Origin of the sequence: Streptomyces sp. NPDC058864 (genome assembly GCF_042742985.1) — a bacterium.
Taxonomy (GTDB): Bacteria; Actinomycetota; Actinomycetes; order Streptomycetales; family Streptomycetaceae; genus Actinacidiphila.
Window position 1 is genome coordinate 31,711 of record NZ_JBHYMQ010000039.1, and the last position, 15,884, is coordinate 47,594.

General features: G+C 74.4%; 10 protein-coding genes. 2 read left to right on the plus strand and 8 right to left on the minus strand.

The window, feature by feature from the left end; translation table 11 throughout:
- Positions 1 to 80: 80 nt before the first annotated feature.
- The 4 genes from ACFW3D_RS26090 to ACFW3D_RS26105 all read right to left on the minus strand — a co-directional run bounded on the left by ACFW3D_RS26090 (position 81) and on the right by ACFW3D_RS26105 (position 7,269).
- Complete coding sequence (locus ACFW3D_RS26090; protein ID WP_500507645.1) at positions 81 to 4,619, minus strand: S8 family serine peptidase; 4,539 nt, start codon at positions 4,617 to 4,619, stop codon at positions 81 to 83.
- A 149-nt stretch (positions 4,620 to 4,768) separates the two neighbouring features.
- Positions 4,769 to 5,779, minus strand: a complete 1,011-nt coding sequence (locus ACFW3D_RS26095) for a helix-turn-helix transcriptional regulator (RefSeq protein WP_500507647.1) — start codon at positions 5,777 to 5,779, stop codon at positions 4,769 to 4,771.
- 75 nt (positions 5,780 to 5,854) lie between these two features.
- Positions 5,855 to 6,778, minus strand: coding sequence for an NADP-dependent oxidoreductase (locus ACFW3D_RS26100; RefSeq protein ID WP_500507649.1), 924 nt, complete (start codon positions 6,776 to 6,778; stop codon positions 5,855 to 5,857).
- On the minus strand, positions 6,778 to 7,269 hold the full coding sequence (locus ACFW3D_RS26105) for a nuclear transport factor 2 family protein (protein ID WP_500507651.1): 492 nt from the start codon (positions 7,267 to 7,269) through the stop codon (positions 6,778 to 6,780). The genes ACFW3D_RS26100 and ACFW3D_RS26105 overlap by 1 nt, the downstream gene beginning before the upstream one ends.
- A 123-nt stretch (positions 7,270 to 7,392) precedes the next feature.
- Here ACFW3D_RS26105 and ACFW3D_RS26110 point away from each other — a divergent pair, with 123 nt between their 5' ends.
- Together ACFW3D_RS26110 and wrbA are read left to right on the plus strand one after the other, a co-directional pair.
- Positions 7,393 to 8,211, plus strand: a complete 819-nt coding sequence (locus tag ACFW3D_RS26110) for a LysR family transcriptional regulator (protein WP_500507653.1) — start codon at positions 7,393 to 7,395, stop codon at positions 8,209 to 8,211.
- A 225-nt stretch (positions 8,212 to 8,436) separates the two neighbouring features.
- On the plus strand, positions 8,437 to 9,048 hold the full coding sequence (gene wrbA, locus ACFW3D_RS26115; RefSeq protein ID WP_500507655.1) for an NAD(P)H:quinone oxidoreductase: 612 nt from the start codon (positions 8,437 to 8,439) through the stop codon (positions 9,046 to 9,048).
- Positions 9,049 to 9,164: 116 nt separating this feature from the next.
- Here the strand turns inward: wrbA and ACFW3D_RS26120 are convergent, their stop codons facing one another.
- The 4 genes from ACFW3D_RS26120 to ACFW3D_RS26135 all read right to left on the minus strand — a co-directional run bounded on the left by ACFW3D_RS26120 (position 9,165) and on the right by ACFW3D_RS26135 (position 15,710).
- Positions 9,165 to 9,470, minus strand: coding sequence for a hypothetical protein (locus ACFW3D_RS26120; protein ID WP_500507657.1), 306 nt, complete (start codon positions 9,468 to 9,470; stop codon positions 9,165 to 9,167).
- Positions 9,471 to 9,601: 131 nt separating this feature from the next.
- Positions 9,602 to 9,724: a hypothetical protein gene (locus tag ACFW3D_RS26125; RefSeq protein ID WP_500507659.1), complete on the minus strand. Its 123-nt coding sequence runs from the start codon at positions 9,722 to 9,724 to the stop codon at positions 9,602 to 9,604.
- A 63-nt stretch (positions 9,725 to 9,787) separates the two neighbouring features.
- On the minus strand, positions 9,788 to 12,088 hold the full coding sequence (locus ACFW3D_RS26130; protein WP_500507661.1) for a SpoIIE family protein phosphatase: 2,301 nt from the start codon (positions 12,086 to 12,088) through the stop codon (positions 9,788 to 9,790).
- Positions 12,089 to 12,233: 145 nt separating this feature from the next.
- A complete protein-coding gene (locus tag ACFW3D_RS26135) occupies positions 12,234 to 15,710 on the minus strand; it encodes a phosphodiester glycosidase family protein (RefSeq protein ID WP_500507663.1) in 3,477 nt (1,158 codons plus the stop codon).
- Between the last annotated feature and the right edge of the window lie 174 nt (positions 15,711 to 15,884).

Consider the following 15,884-nt stretch of genomic DNA (forward strand, 5'->3'; position numbering starts at 1 on the left):
CGTCGGCGCCTCCTCGGCGGGGGCCCGGGCGCGGCCCGGCCGGCGTACCCCTGGGGAGGGCACGCCGGCCGGGCCGGCGGTCAGCCGGAGACGCCGAGCACGGTCCCGCCCGAACGACCCGCCCCGGTTCCGGTCACCCGTACCGTCAGCGTCCGGTCGTGGCCGTGCGGGACGGTGACGAACGCGTGGGCGAAGCCGCCCGCCGTCGCGCGGCCGGAGCCCACGACGCGGCCGTCGAGCCGCACGGTGAAGCGCTCACGGGGCGACAGGCCCGCCGCGGTGACCGACGCGGTGGAACCCGCGGCCGCCTCCGTGGGCATGGCGTCCACGACGAACGGCGACCGGGAACCGGAGCCGCGCACCGGTTCGAGGTCCGCCGCGTCCACCGGCGGCACGAGGATCCGCCGCACCGCCAGGGCCTGGAAGATCGGGCCCTGGATCTCGTAGTACGCGGTGGTCCACAGCGGTCGCCCGGCGGGTACCGTGACGGTCCGCGAGACGGGCGCCCCCTCCTGCGCGCTGCGCGTGACGGGGATGCGCTCGTCGAGGAGGAGCGACGTGCCCGCGTAGATCTCCGGGCCCTCGCCGACCGTCAGGGCGAATCCCGCGCTGTACGCCGCGGGGCGGTTGGTCACCGTCATCTTCAGCGGCGCGGGACCGCCGTGGTGCCCGGCCGGGGTGCCGCGCTGGAAGGTCGCGTAGAACGGTTCCACCATCGCGGGACGTCCGGTGAGCCCGGCGCGGTCCTTGTTCCGGTACGTGGCCACGGTCGTCCCGTCGATCACGAGGTCGAGGCGGTCCACCCCGGTCGTGTCGTAGGAGCGGGTGAACGTGTCCTCCGGGTCGGCCTGCAGGGTGGTCAGTACCAGGTCGCCGTTGGTCAGCTTGTAGCGCAGCGTCGGGAAGACCGGCACGTCCGAGTTGTTGGTGTAGCTCACCTGCGCGGAGTGCGCCGTGCCGCGGTCCTCGGTGATCGACGCGCTGCTCGCCTTGACCGCCGTGGGCGTCCAGGTCACCGACCTGCTCTGCCCGGTGCGGCCGTGGTCCGCGACCACGGTGAGCGTGGCGGTGAGCTTCTCCGGCCTGGTCTCGACCGGCTCGGACTTCCAGGCGTACCAGCCCAGTTCACCGGCGTCGACGGCGAGGGTCCGGCTCAGGTAGGTGCCGGAGGAGCCGCGGACGGTGATGCGCACCGTGCCCTTGCCCCGGATGGCGGTGGTCATCGCCGCCAGCGGGTTGCCGTCGAAGGCGTGGGCGTCGGAGTGCTCGGCGTCGCCCAGGACCAGCTTGGCGACGGTGAAGGAGCCGCCCGCGCTCCGGTTGCCGTACCGGACCTCCAGGGTCTGCTTCCCGGTGGCGATGTCGGCCGGGAGGGTGACCAGACGGCCCACGCCGCCGTCGTCGGTGGTGCGTCCGCTCGCCAGGACCCGCCCGGAGCCCTTGACCCGGATCTGGAAGTCGACGGCCGGCGTCAGCCCGGTCGCCACGATCACCGCGGACTGGCCCGGAACGGCGTAGGCGGGCTTCACGGCGACCGCGGGCCGGGCGCCGGGGGAACCGCCGGGCGGGCCGGTGCGCGGGTCGCCGGTGACGGTCACATAGGTGGTCCGTCCGGTGTCGCCGTACGTGACGCGCCCGAGGTAGACCGCTCCGGCGCGCAGGCCCTTCCAGGACAGGGCGACCGGGGTGGTGCCGCCCGCGCGCAGGGCCGCCGTGGCGGGCTGCGCGGTGAACGAGCCCTCGGCACCCTTGTCGCCCAGCGCGAAGCTGGTCACGGTGAAGTCGAGCGGTCCGGACCCGGCGAAGAAGTCGACCTCGACCTCGTACAGACCGGGCTCGGGGTCCTCCAGGTCCAGCTGCTCGTCGGCGGACTCGGTGGCCGCCCGGTCGACCAGCGCCGTGTCCCCGTACTCGTTGAGCCGGTACACCGACAGGTCGAGGTCGGCCTTGTCGTCGGCGGCGTCGAGGGCGAAGCGGGCGTGCTCCGTCCCGGCCGGCACCTCCACGACGTGGGTCCGCGCGGGACCGCCGACGGTCCCCGAGCCCTGAACGCGCAGGCCCCGGGAGAGCCCGGTGAGGTCCAGCGGCACGTCGCGGTCCTCACCGCCCTTGAGGGTCACCGTGGTCCGGCCGGTGCTGCCCGAGGCGGCGACCGCCGTGGGCGCCACCAGGGTCACCGGTCGTACGGCGAGGGCGCTGCGCACGCTCTGCTCGCCGTCGCGCCAGGTCAGGTATCCCGTGGCGTACTCGCCCAGCGGGGCGCTGGTCCGGGTGAACGTCACCTTGAACGTCGCGGACTGCCCGGCCGCGGTGAAAGTCAGCGACCGCGGCTCGACGACGGTGTCCACGCCGGGGATCCGCACGGGGTCGGCGGTGAAGGTGCCGGGCCCGGTGGAGGTCACGGTGCGGGTCACGGTCTGCCGGCCGGCCAGCGAACCCACTCCGATCGACGCCAGGTTGAGGTCGGACGGCGCGGGAGCCGTACGGTCGCCCTTGACGGCGGCGACGTATCGCGCCCAGTCGTCGGGACCGTTCAGGTAGAGCAGCCCGGGGTGCAGGTAACGGGTCGCGTCCACCTGGCCGTTGCCCTGCGCGAAGACGTCCTCCGACGCCTCTCCCGCCCCCGTCACGGTGGGCCGGGTGGTGGTCATCAGCGCGGACTTGATCTCGGCCGGGGTGGCCTGCGGGTGCAGGCCCAGGTAGAGCGCGCCGAGACCGGCCACGTGCGGGGAGGCCATCGAGGTGCCCGACATGAAGGTGAAGCTCGGCCGCCCGCCGGCGGCGTTGGCGCCGTCGGCGAGGACGGCCACACCCGGTGCCGCGAGGTCGGGCTTGATCAGGTCGCCGCCGTCGGCCTGGACCGGGCCGCGCGAGGAGAACCCGGCGATCTGCGGGACCGCCGCCGACGCCAGCCCGTGCGGGTTGCCGTCGACCAGGGTCGCCGTGGGCGCCTCGGTGGCGGCGTACGAGAACAGCGCGTCGTAGCCGTCCGCGTCGACGGCGATCGTCGGGACGGCGTGGGTGTCGAGGTCCGTCGAGTCCGGCGAGGGGTTCACCAGGACCATGCCGATGCCGCCCGCGCGCTTCACCTCAGCGGACTTGGCCGCCCGGTCGTACGTGCCGCGCTCGCACAGCACGATCGCGCCCTTGACCTTGGCGCCGTCCAGGCTGTCCGGACCGCACAGCTGCGGCCGGACGGAGATGTCGGTGCCGGCGCCCGAGGCGGCCACCAGCCGGCCGGACACCTTGCGGCCGTCCGCGGGGAGCGAGACGGACGCCCCGAGGACGCTCTGGCCGTCGCCGAGCTCCACCGTGGCCTCGCGGGTCGGCATGGTGCTCGCCGCCGCGGTGGTGATCCACGGCGAGGCGTTGTCGACCGTGCTGTCGCCGGGTCCGGAGTTGCCGCCGGCGGTGGCGACGAAGATGCCGCTCGCGGCGGCGTTGCGGAACGCCTCGTCCACGACCGAGTCGGTGGTGCGGGCGCCGTCGGCCGAACCGATCGAGTAGTTGATCACGTCCACGTTGTCGGCGACGGCCGCGTCGATCGCGGCCAGCAGGTCACCGGTGGCGCAGCCGTCGTCCGTGGTGTCCTTGGCGTCGGGACCGCTCCAGCAGGCCTTGTAGGCCGCCACCTTGGCGGCCGGTGCGACGCCGGAGATCGGGCCCATCGGTACGCCGCCGAGGTCGGCGGCGACGCCGTTGGCGCCTGCCGCCGTGCTGGCGGTGTGCGATCCGTGGGCCTCGCCGTCACGCGGCGACAGGTACTCGCCGACCGAGGGACCGCCGATGTGGGTGGCGCCGAAGTTGTCGACGAAGTAGCGCGCGGACACCAGCTTGGTGGAGCAGTCCGCGGCGGTGAACTGGACGCCCGCGGTGCAGGCGCCGGTGAAGGTCCCGCCGTCCGCCTTGCGGTAGGTGACCACGGAGCCGTCCAGGTACGGCTCGGGGCCCGGCTCGGTGCCGAGCCGCGCACCGGCGAACGAGGGGTTCTCCGGGGCGATGCCGGTGTCGACGACGCCGACGACCACGCCCTTGCCGGCGTTCCCGACGCCGCCGTTGCCGGCCCACACCCCGCTCCCGCCGCTGAGGCCCAGGTAGTCCGTGGAGTTGACGGCCGCCAGCGGCTTGCGCAGGTCGTCCTTGACGACCGACACCACCGTGGGGTCGGCACGCAACTCCTCGACCTGCCGCGGCTGGAGTTCGGCCGTGAAGCCGTTGAGCGCCGCGGAGTACGAGGAGATCACGCGGGCGCCGACCGTCTTGGCCGCGTCGTCCTGGCGCTGGCGCAGGTAGCCGCGGTAGGCCTTCACGGGGGCCGAGCCGGCCTTCAGGCCCTCGCCCTCGCGGGGGGCCGTGCGGGCCTTTCCGGCCACACCGCCGGTGTACGTGGCGGCGGCCGGCTCGCGCAGGGTGACGATGTACCGCCCGGCGGACGGCTGTTCGCCGGTCCCCGGGTCGTGCGCGGCGAACGGCGCGGGGACGGCGGGTGGCGTGGGGACCGGGGCCGCGACGGCCGGTCCGGCGGCGGTGAGGACCGTCAGGCTGACGCCGGCGACGAGGGCCGCGAGGGACCGCGGTATCGCCCGTCGGCGCGCAGGAGGATGGGCAGGTGGTGCCACCAAAGCTCCTTCATCGGGGGGCGGCCGGGATTCCCGGCCGAGCGAAACGCCGTGCGGGCGCACACAAGTTCTAGCCGGGTGATCCTTTGGTGACCAACGTCCTGCGCTGCCGAAACCGGCCAGTGGCCAGAAGGGGCCACCGCCTCCGGTCAGATCCAGTTGCGGCGGGCCGCGGCGACGCCCGCGCCGAACCGGTTGGTGGCGCCGAGCTCGGTGAACAGCTCCTGGATCCTGCGGCGCAGCGTCCGCGGCGAGATGCCCAGTTGGCGGGCGATAGCCTCGTCCTTGACGCCGGCCGCGAACAGCGCGAGCAGGTTCCGTTCCTCGTCGGTCGGCCGCTGGGACCCGCCGCCTCCGGCGGCCGGCACCTCCGGCACAGCTGCGGGCAGGGTGCCGGATCCCGGCTCGACGGTCAACGGGGCGGCGCAGGACCAGTAGTTCTCGAAGAATTCGCCCAGGGCCGCGAGCAGGGGCGGGGATTCGGTGTACAGGTACTCGGCGCTCCCGGCCGACAGGCTCAGCGACACCATCGCGGCCGAACGGTCGGCCATCGCCAGCTTGATCGGCAGCGCCGGCACGACCCTGGCCTCCTCCCCGCGCGACACGAGGCTGCCCAGGTCCTGCCAGCCGCCGTCGGCCTCGAAGCTGGCGGCGGCGTAGACGGCGCGTACCCGCACCCCGCGCCGTACCGCCGCCTCGTCGAGGGGCTCGTTCGGGGCGAGCAGGAACGGCGGGCGGTCCAGTGCGCACAGCTCGGTCCGCGCGGTCTGCTTGAGCCGGTAGTAGCGGTCTCCGACGGCCTCCAGGCCGCTGATCACGCCGGTGCCGGGACCGCCGTCCGAGGCCCTCCTCGCCGCGTCGAAGAGCGCCCCCAGCGGGCCGGCCGCCTCGCGCACGGCGGCCAGCTGGCGCTCCCGCGACTCGACCAGCGAGCGCAGCGCGTGCCGCGGGTCCACGGTGAAGAACTCCCCCGAGGAGCGGCGGCTCATCAACCCCGCGTGGTGCAGCCGTTCGAGGACCGCCAGTCCCTCGTCCGCCGGCACGCCCAGCGCGGACACCACGTCGTCGACGGTCGTGCTGTCGCGGGACAACAGGAGGCGGTAGGCCCGCTCCGCAACCGTGTCCACCCCGACCCACGCGAGCGGTGCGTCATTCTCCACGAGAGCATCCATTCCTGCCGTCCACATAGCCGACGCGATGGAACCAAGAACGGACGGTAACTTCAAAGCCGCAGGTCAGGTGAGGTCGACCACCACCTTGCCCCGGGTTCCGCCCGCAGCAAGCAGGCGCTGGGCGTCGGCCGCGCGTTCCAGCGGGTAAGTGGCGGCGACCCGCACCGACAGCCTCCCGGCCTCGGCGAGCACCACCAGCGCGGCCAGGTCCGCAGAGTCGAAGCGGCAGAAGACCGGTACGACCCCCGGCAACCCGGTCTCCACGACGGAGGCCACCCGGGCGCCCGTACGGGCGGCGTCCGCCGTCGCGGAGAGGGTGCCGCCACCGGCGGTGTCGAGCACCGCGTCGGCGCCGCGCGGGGCCAGTTCCCTTACCCGTGCGGCGGTTCCCGGGCCGTAGGCGACGGGTTCCGCGCCGAGCGAGCGCAGGTGGTCCTGGTCGGCGGGGGAGGCCGTGCCGATCACCCGGGCGCCGCGGGCCAGCGCGATCTGGACGGCGAGGGAGCCGACGCCGCCGCCCGCGCCGTGCACGAGGAGGGTCTCGCCCGGCCGGACGTCCAGCGCGCGCACCACCGCCTGGCGGGCGGTGAGCCCCGCGAGGGGCAGTCCGGCGGCCTCGGCGAAGTCCATCCCGGCGGGCTTGTGCGCCAGGGTGCGCACGTCGGCGGCGACCAGTTCGGCCAGTCCGCCGTGGGCGCGCTGCACGTCGCCGCGGACGTACCCGATGACCTCGTCGCCCGGCGTGAACTCCGGTGCGGCGGGCCCGGCGCGCTCGACCACGCCCGCGATGTCCCAGCCCGGGACGACGGGGAAGTACGTGTCGACGGCGGAGTCGAGCGCGCCCGCCTGGAGTGCCAGGTCGGCGGGGTTGAGCGCTGCCGCGCGCACCCGTACCAGCACCGAGTCGACATGCGTCCTGGGCGTGGGGAGTTCGGCGAGCTCCAGCACCTCGGGGCCGCCGTAGCGGCGGTAGACCACGGCCCGCATCACGCCCCCGGGAGGGCGATCGGCATGTCCATCAGGACGCGGTGGTGGACGATCTTCCACACGCCGTCCACCCGGCGCAGGTCGGTGTCGTAGTAGCCGGACTCGACCGGCTCCACCGTGCCCTGGGCGCCGAAGGCGCCCGCGGGCCACCCGTCGGCGGGGCGCGGGGCGGATTGCGTCCGGAAGACGACGAACTGGGCGTTCATATGGGCACGGTCGCCGTCGACCTCGATGAGGTGGTCGGCGGTCATGTGGTGGCTGGAACCGCCCTCGGGGTGCGGGGCCATGTAGTGCTCGACCGCGTAGGCCACGGCCGCCCCGCCGACGAGGGGCTCGCCGACGGGTTCGTGGTCGCCGGCGCCGGTCCTCGCGTAGATCTGTACGACGGCGTCGTCCGTGAACAGGGCTCCCTGGCCCTTGCCGTCCCGCCGGTCCGTCGCGCGGACATAGCGGGCCAGGACCTCCTGGACCTCGCGCTCCTGCGTGCTCATGTGCGGTGCCTCCCTTTCCTCGTGCGTCTCGGGCACCCGTTCCCCGCGGTGCCCGGTCCCAGTGGACCAAGGGTTGTGCGCGGGAGCCATGACGCTTCTGACATGCGGCGATACTCTGGAGGTATGGATCGGCTGGAGACACGTGAGCTCGAGTACTTCGTGACCGTCGCCGAGGAGCTGCACTTCAGTCGCGCGGCGGAGCGTCTGGGCATCGCGCAGCCGCCGCTGTCACGGGCGATCGCGCGGCTGGAGCGCCGTATGGAGGTCCGGCTGCTGGAGCGGACCAGCCGCCGTGTCACCCTCACCCCCGCCGGCGAGGTCTTCCTGGACGAGTGCCGGCGACTGCTGCGGGAGCTTGACGGGGCCGTGGACCGCGCCCGGCGGGCGGCCGCCCCCGCGCGGCTCGCCCTGGCGGTCCGGCCGGGTACCGGCTCGGGTCTGCTGGCGGAGTTGCTCAGGTCGTACGACGGCGCCGTCCCCGAACTCGTCTTCACCTACGACCGGGTGGGCGCGCTGCGCGACGGCTCGGCCGATGTCGCGCTGCTGTGCGTCGGGAGTGACGACCTGACCGGCCTCGGGACGGTCGAGGTGGCGGAGGAGCTGCCCGTCGCGCTGCTGCCGCGGGGCCACCGGCTCGCCACCCGGCACGAGGTGACCACCGCCGAGCTGCGCGAGGAACCCGGCTACCGGGAGGAGTGCCCGCCCGTGGGCCTCGACGAGATCGTCGACCGGGTGGCGCTCGGCCGGCTGGTGACCGTCGTCGGCTCGGCCGCCGCGGACCGGCTGACCCGGGACGTGGTCGCCGTCCCGGTGGCGGACCTGCCGGCGACGACACTGGCGCTGGCCTGGCCGCGGGAGGCCTCGCGCCCGGATGTCGCGGCCTTCGCCGGGACCGCGCGGCGGATGGCCGGTGCAGCGGGGGCTCGGAAGCGGACCGCGTGACACCGGATGCCGCCGCCCTCGCCCGCACCGAGCGGGGGAAGGCCGGTGGAGCGGGGGCTCGGAAGCGGACCGCGTGACATTCGTCGCACGGACACCGGTGGACAGGGGTGCCCCAATGTTGTTTATTCTTCAACCAGTGAAGCGCGGCCCGCCCCCACGGGCCGCGGTGTCCCTGGGCCGTGCACCCCCGACGCGTGGGGCAGGTCCTCCTTGAAAGGAACCACCTTGTCGATCAAGCTTGCGATCGTCTACTACTCCTCCACCGGCACCATCACCGAGATCGCGAAGGAGATGGCCGACACCGCGGAGAAGGCCGGCGCCGAGGTGCGCCTGCTCAAGGCCGCGGAGCTGGCCCCGCAGGCCGCGATCGACTCCAACCCCGCCTGGGCCGCCAACCACGCCGCCACCGCGGACATCCCCGTGGCCACGCCGGCCGACGTCGAGTGGGCCGACGCGGTCATCTTCGGCACCCCCACCCGCTTCGGCAACATGTCCTCGCAGCTCAAGCAGTTCATCGACACCCTCGGTGGCCTGTGGGCGCAGGGCAAGCTGGCCGACAAGGTCTACAGCGCCTTCGTCTCCACCGCCACCTCCCACGGTGGCCAGGAGTCGACCCTCCTCGCCCTGTACAACTCCATCCACCACTTCGGCGGCATCGTCGTGACCCCCGGTTACACCGACCCGTCCAAGTTCGTCGACGGCAACCCCTACGGCACCTCCCACGTGGACGCCCAGGGCAACAACCCCGTCAACGACACCACCCGCACCGCCGCCCGCATCCAGACCGAGCGCGTCATCAAGCTCACCGCCGCGCTGAACAGCGGCCTCGCGGGCTGATCCCACGCCGACGGCGCACCCGCTCGACCGACGGGTCGCGGGTGCGCCGTTCGCTCACCCGGCGGCGTCTCCTCCTGTCGTGCCGGAGGCGCCGCCGACCCGTACCGGTGTCGCCCTCAGGCGCAGGAGCGGGTGAGGTACGCCCAGCCCAGCGGGTTCCACCGCAGGCGCCGCACCTCGACGCCGTCGATCTCGGCGTCGTCCTCGCGCGCGCCGCGGGAGCGGGGGAGCGAGGCCCGCGCCATCGCGATCGCCACCGCGTCCTCGGCGTCCGCGGCCTCGCCGACGACGAAGAACTGCCGGCCGACGGAGCCCCGGGGGGTGCGGAAGCGGAAGCCCACGAACCACCGGTCGCGGCCCGTGCTGCCGGCGTCCTCGCGGACCTCGGCGGTGTTGGGGTGACGGTTTCCGATGCGGGTCATGGTGGGTTTCCCTGCTCCTCGGCTGCTGGATTCGACGTGACTTCACCGTGACATGCCGGACATGCGGCGAAAAGGGGACAAAAACATCCCCCCGTGCCGGGAATAGGTGTCCCGGCGGGACCTGCGAGACCTCAGTCCCGCGCCGCGCCCGGGACGGCGAGGTGCTGCCGGAGGAAGGGGACGGCCTCGGCGACAGCCCGGTCGACGTACTCGGGTATGTCGTGGAAGTCCATGGGGGTACCGCCCTCGACCACCACGAGCCTCCCCGGGCCGCGGACCCGGGAGCGCGACCCGGGCGGGGGTGACGCGGGGAGTGGTCAGGTCCCCTCCGAGCCGGGGCCGAGCGGCTGCTGGGCCCATACGGTCTTTCCCTGGGCGCGGTAGCGGACGCCCCACTGGTCGGCGAGGCCCGCGACGATGAACAGCCCGCGCCCGTTCTCGTCGACGGTCCGCGCGTGCTTCACGTGCGGGGCACCGGCCGCGGTGTCGCTGACCTCGCAGGTCAGCATCTGTTCGAGAACCAGGCGCAGTTGCAGGGGCGGAGCGCCGTAGCGCACCGCGTTGCCGACCAGTTCGCCGACGATGAGCTCGGTGGTGAACGCCGTCTCCTCCGCCACGCCCCAGGCCGCCAGCCGGCGGCGCGCCGCCGCGCGGGCGATCGGCGCGGCCTCGGCGCCGGCCGGGAGCGCGCAGGTCATCACCCGGTCCGCGGGAAGCGCCCTCGTGCGGGCGAGCAGCATCACCGTCTCGTCGCTCCGGCCCGAGCCGGCGAACCCGGACCCGATGGCGTCGGACACCTCGGGCAGGGGCCGGCGAGCCGCGCCGTCCAGGAGCGGACGCAGCGGAGCGGAGGGTGCCAGGACCCGCTCCGCGAACGTGGTCGTCGCCATCGCCAGGGTGCTCCCCGCGGGGAGGGCGACGGTGGTCGCGGGGAAGGGGGCGTCGTACGGCCCGCTGAGCAGGGGGCCCGCGGGGACGGCCAGGGTGGCCGAGCTGCCGTCCGGGAGGACGGCGACCGGCTCCGGCAGTCCGGCGCGGGCGACGGTGCAGGTGAGTTCCACCGGGTCGTACACCGCGATCACGCAGCCGATGCCCAGCGGTTCGAAGTCCAGTTGGGGCAGCGCGGCGGAGGCGGCGGCGAGCCGGCCGGCGGTCTCGCTCAGCCGGGCCAGCAGTTCGTCCGGGGGCAGGTCGAGGGCGGCGAGCGTGTGGAGGGCCGTCCGGACCAGCCCCATCGTGATGGCCGCGACGATCCCCCGCCCGGCCACGTCGCCGACGACCAGCGCGGTACGGGCACCGGGCAGCGGGATCGCGTCGGACCACGCCCCGCCGCCCTCCGGGCCGGAATGGTGCAGCCGGGAGACCTCCACGGTGGGCCGGTCCGCAGGCTGCCCCGGAAGCAGCCTGCGCTGGAGCGTCGAGGCGATGATCCACTCGCGCATGTACTGGCGGGCGTTCTCGATGCACAGGGCGGCGTGCGCGCACACGGCGGAGGCCAGCCGCAGATCGTCCTCGTCGAAGGGGTCCCGGTCCTGCTCGCGGTAGAGGCTGACCACGCCCAGCGCCTGGTCGCGCAGCGCCAGCGGGGCCACGATCAGGGATTCGGTGCCGCTGCCCAGGATGGCCTCCGCCCGGGCGGGGTCGGCGGCCAGCCACGTGGCGTCCTCGTCGACCGGCACCAGGCGCGCCCTCGGGTCGGACAGCACCTCCGCGAACGGGGTGCCGGGCGGCAGCGGACGCACCTCGCCCACCGGGTACGCCGGCAGCCGGCCCCGGAACGCGGCCCGCCGCAGCGGCACGTCCTGGTGGACGGGCACCTTCGGCGGCTCCTCCCCGCGGACGACGTCGTCGACCATCTCGACGACGGCCGTGTCGGCCAGGGCGGGCACGACCGCGTCCACCAGTTCCCGGCAGACGAGTCCCACGTTCGCCACCTGCCCCAGCCGGGTGCGGACCTGCTCGAGGAGGTCCAGCCGGCCCTGTGCCTTCTCGCGGTCGGTGACGTCGACCGCGGAGGCCACCAGTCCGAGCGCCTCGCCCCGGGCGTCCTCCAGCCGGAAATAGCAGACGGAACGGCTGCGGCAGCCGCGCCGCCCCGGCGGCCCGGCGCCGTGGACGAGCCGGTCGAGGACCGGTTCCCCGCTCTCCAGGACCCCGTGCGCCACGGCGGCCTCCTCCTCGGGGCCGCCGAGGTCGTACACCTCGGTGAAGTGCCGGCCCAGCGGGCTCCCGCCCGACGCGCCACGCGCCGTGCCGAAGGCGGCGCTCATCCGGACCACGCGCAACTGCCGGTCGAGGACGAGCAGTTCCATGGGCGTGTGGGCGAAGACGGTCTTCAGGATCGCCACGTCCTGCTGCGAGAGCGCCGGGTCACCCGCCGTCCGCACCCGCCACAGCACCGAAGTGCCGCGCAGCAGCGGCTCGATCCGTACCGCGACCCCGCCGGCGAGCCCGGCGCGGTGGCTTCCGGCGGCCGTGGCGGACCCGCGCAGGAGCGCGCCCAGGGACCGGCCGACGGCCTCCTCGGCGGAGCACCCGAACAGCTCCTCGGCCGGACGCCCCCACTCGACCACCCGGCCGTCCTCGTCGACGAGGACCAGCACGTCACCGCTGGGCATGGATCACGCACCTCCGGCTCCATGCCTGCCCGCACCGCGCCGCGGGCAGGCCCGCGCACGCGACGGCTCCGTCGATCGGCGGAGCCTTCCGGGCGCTCCCCGTACGAGGGAGCGCCCGGAAGGGGCGGGTGCCGGATGCGATCGCTCAGCCGCGGCGTACGGTGATCGTCCGCTCGGCGGTCACGCCGTTGACGGTCACGCGCAGCACCGCGGTGCCGGTGCGCAGCCCCTTGAGCGCCCCGGTGGCGGGGTCGTAGGTGACGACGGGCGCCCCGTCGCCGTGCCCGTGCCCGTGGTCGCCGCCGTCGGCGCCGGCCACGTCGACCCGGCTGCCGGACCACGTGGCGCCGACCGGCCAGGCCACGGGGACGGTGCGGGTGCCGTCCTGGGTGACCGTCGCCGAGGCGTGGCCCAGGCCGCCGACCGTGAGCGTGGCCGGGGCCACCATGTCCACCGCGTCGGCGCGGGCGTGCACCTCGGCGCGCAGCCAGGTCCCGGAGTCGCCGGAGGGGACGTCGAAGGGGTCGCCGACCCGGCCGTGGCGCGGGTCGATGCCCAGCATCGTCCAGCCGGTGAAGCCGCCGTTGTCGGGCGTGCTCGCCGGGTTCTTGCCGGAGTTGCCGTTCACCAGGTACGGGACCCCGTCGACCTGCGCCGCGGAGAAAGCGCCGACGTGACCGGCGACGAACGCGGCGGACTTGTGGCCCTCCGCGCGGAAGTCGGCGAGCCACTGCTCGACCAGGGCGGCCTCCTTGCGGTCGCCGAGCCGGCTCGCCTTGTCCGGCAGCGGGTCCTCGGTCGGGTGGTGCTCGAACACCACCACACCGCTGACGGAGCGGTCCGAGGCCGCGTCGCGGAGCTGGTCGTGCAGCAGCTGGAGCTGGGCGAAGCCGCCGCCGCGCAGGGTGCCGCTGGAGGAGTCGAGGGTGATGAAGCGGGTGCCCTCGAGGTCGAAGACCGACGTCGTGTCACCGAAGGCGGCCTTGAAGTTGGAGGTGTTCCCGGGGCCCATCACCTCGTGGTTGCCCGGGACGTAGTGCCACGGGACGGTGCCCTTGGTGCGGGCGTCGAACTCGTCGAGCAGCGTGCGGGCGAGCGCGAAGTCGGCCGGGGAGCCCTCGTCGACGAGGTCGCCGTTGATGACCAGCAGGTCGGGCTCGGCCTCGGCGATCTCCTCCAGGGTCCGGCGGGCCGCCGCGACCAGCGGGCTGCCGGGGTCACGGGCGACGAACTGGGCGTCGGACATCACGGCCACGCGCAGGGGACGGCCGTCGACGGTGCCGTTGGTGACGACCACCGGGTCCTCGACCCTGGGCTGCACGGGCAGCTCCACGTCGGGCGCCACCTTGGCCCGCAGGTCGCTGACGGTGACCGACCCGGTGTAGGAGCGGGCGGCGCTGGTCTCCAGCAGCCGGACCCGCTGGAACGTCAGCGGGTAGGGGGTGCCCACGGGCACGGGGAACTCGACCTTGCGCCAGCCGGTCCAGGTGATGGTGGGGCCGTCCAGGTTGGCGGTCACACCGGCGGCCGTGCGGTACTGCAGCCGCGGCCACTCGCCGTTGCCGTCGCCGTTGATCCACATGGTGACGGCCTGCGGCTGGCCGGGCAGCTGGATCTGCTGCGGCGGCACGGCGTACTGGCCGCGGGTGGCGGTGGACTGGGTGAAGTCGTAGGTCAGCTTCAGGCCGGGGGCGCCGTCGTGGCCTTCGGCCGGGGCGACGGAGCCACCGGGGGCCCGGTCGTTCGCCGAGGTCCAGGAGGACGCGTCCGACAGGTCCGCGAAGGTCTTCTCGGCCAGTCCGACGGTGACCGCGACGTCGGTGGTCATCTTCCCGACCGTCAGGTGCAGGGTGGTGGAGGCGCCGTCGGTCAGGCCGCGCACGGTGAACGTCGCGTCGTCCGCGGGCGACACCGAGACGACCCCCTCGCCACCGGTGACCTTGACGTCGGACGCGTCGATCGGGGCGGAGTCGCCGAGCGCGTCGTACCCGGTGACGGTCAGGCGGGCGGTGTCGTCCAGGCCGTCCAGGGCCACCAGGCTGCTGCCCGGGGCGATGCGGACGGCGGGGGCGAGCACGGTCAGCTCCGCGGACCCCGTGGCGCGGTGACCGGAGGAGGCCTCCACCCGGCCGCTGCCGGAGCGCTTGCCGGTGACGACGGCGGAGCCGTCCCGGCCGGCCCGGACGTCCAGCCGTCCGTCGCCGTGCCACTGCACCCGCCCGGCGGACACCGGTGCGTACGTCTCGTCGTGGGCGAGCGCCCGTACGGTGCGGTGCAGCCCCGGGAAGACCTTGTCCGAGCCGTCCGCGGTGAGCGCGGGCCGCACGCGGAAGCCGTGGACCTTGCCGGAGCCGGGCGCCGCGAACAGGCCGAGGCCGTTGGCGACCTGGCGCTCCGAACCGTCCGAGGGGCTGCTGACCAGGCCCGTGGTGCTCTCGCCGGGCAGCCGGGCGGCCATGGTGGTGGAACCGCCGCCGTCCATGTTGAGGGCGTTCCGCGCGCCGAGCCCCTTCATGAAGGCGCCGAGCTCGTTGAGGTCCATGCCGCGGCTGTCGGTCTGCTTGCCGTCGACGGCGACCAGGTACATGGTGCGGCCGTCGGCGGAGAAGCCGACGCTGGTACGGGAGGTCGCCGTGACGGTGTCGCCGTCCGTGAAGTGCTTGACCGTGCCGTCCTCGACGAGGACCTGCCCGCCGCCCACGGCGACCGCCACGTCGCCGAAGTCGGCGCGCGGCTTGTAGGCGACGGTCACGGGGTCGCCCGGCGCGAGCCCGGCGAGCGCGTCGGCCCCCGCCTCCCGGCCCAGCAGCACGCTGGTGCCCGCCGGGATCGGGCCGGAGCTCACGGACGAGTGCACCTCGGTGACCTTGCCGTCGCGCAGCAGGACCTCGGTGACCCGGTCCGCGCCGCTGACCGGCTTGGTGCGCGGGGCGATTCCCCACTGGTCGGTGAAGAGCCCGATCCCGCCGGCCGCCAGGACGGGGGAGTTGACCCCGGCCAGCTTCAGGTGCTGCGTGCCGCCGACCGTGACGTCGCCCTCCAGGAACACCTGGGCGAGCCGGCCGAGGCCGTCCGCGCCGATGGCGACCGTCTGGTTGCGGCCCACGGTGGGCGAGTTGACCAGGCCGCCCGCGCGCGAAACGGCGCCGCCGATCGGGGCCTCGGTGTCGTTCATGTCGAAGTAGTCGCCGTTGACGGCGGCGACGGCGCCCGTGCGCCTGGCCTGCTCCGTCACGCGGGACTTCCCGGTGACCGTGCCGGAGGATATGTGGTCGACGCTGAGCCGGTCCTCGGCGAGGTCCGCGACGAGCACCTGCCCCCGGACCCAGCCGCCGGCGTCGAAGCGGTCGAAGCGGGTCAGGTTCAGCCCGGGCGCGATCGGGGTGCGGGTATCGCGGGTGACGATCGACTCGCCGGGGGTGCTCGGGATGAGCCCACGGCCGGAGGCGCCCGGCTTCGTCGTGCCCGCGGGTGCCGACGTGAGCTGTTCGGGCGTGAACGCCTGGGCGGTCGTCATCATCCCGGCGCCGATGCCGAGCGCGGTGGCCAGGGCGAGCACGGCGGCGCCACGGCGTGCCGCGGAACGCGGACCGGGGGCGGCGGGCTGGAGGGGGAACGGCACTTGCTGACTTCTTTCCCTGTTGGGCCGGTGGTCGCCGTTCAGTTGAGGTGCCGTTGGTGTCCCATTGCCGTGAAACGGGTGATGATCCGGAATGCGCAATGTGAACATCCGTCACCACCGCCCCCGTGAGCAGCGGCAACGCCCCCAAGGGCGGAGCCGGAGAGAGCCCTGCGA

Coding starts and splice junctions, on each gene's coding strand:
- ACFW3D_RS26110 (WP_500507653.1), top strand. CDS start 7,393: ATGGATCGGCTGGAGACACGTGAGCTCGAGTACTTCGTGACCGTCGCC.
- ACFW3D_RS26120 (WP_500507657.1), bottom strand. CDS start 9,470: ATGACCCGCATCGGAAACCGTCACCCCAACACCGCCGAGGTCCGCGAG.
- ACFW3D_RS26130 (WP_500507661.1), bottom strand. CDS start 12,088: ATGCCCAGCGGTGACGTGCTGGTCCTCGTCGACGAGGACGGCCGGGTG.
- ACFW3D_RS26105 (WP_500507651.1), bottom strand. CDS start 7,269: ATGAGCACGCAGGAGCGCGAGGTCCAGGAGGTCCTGGCCCGCTATGTC.
- ACFW3D_RS26100 (WP_500507649.1), bottom strand. CDS start 6,778: ATGCGGGCCGTGGTCTACCGCCGCTACGGCGGCCCCGAGGTGCTGGAG.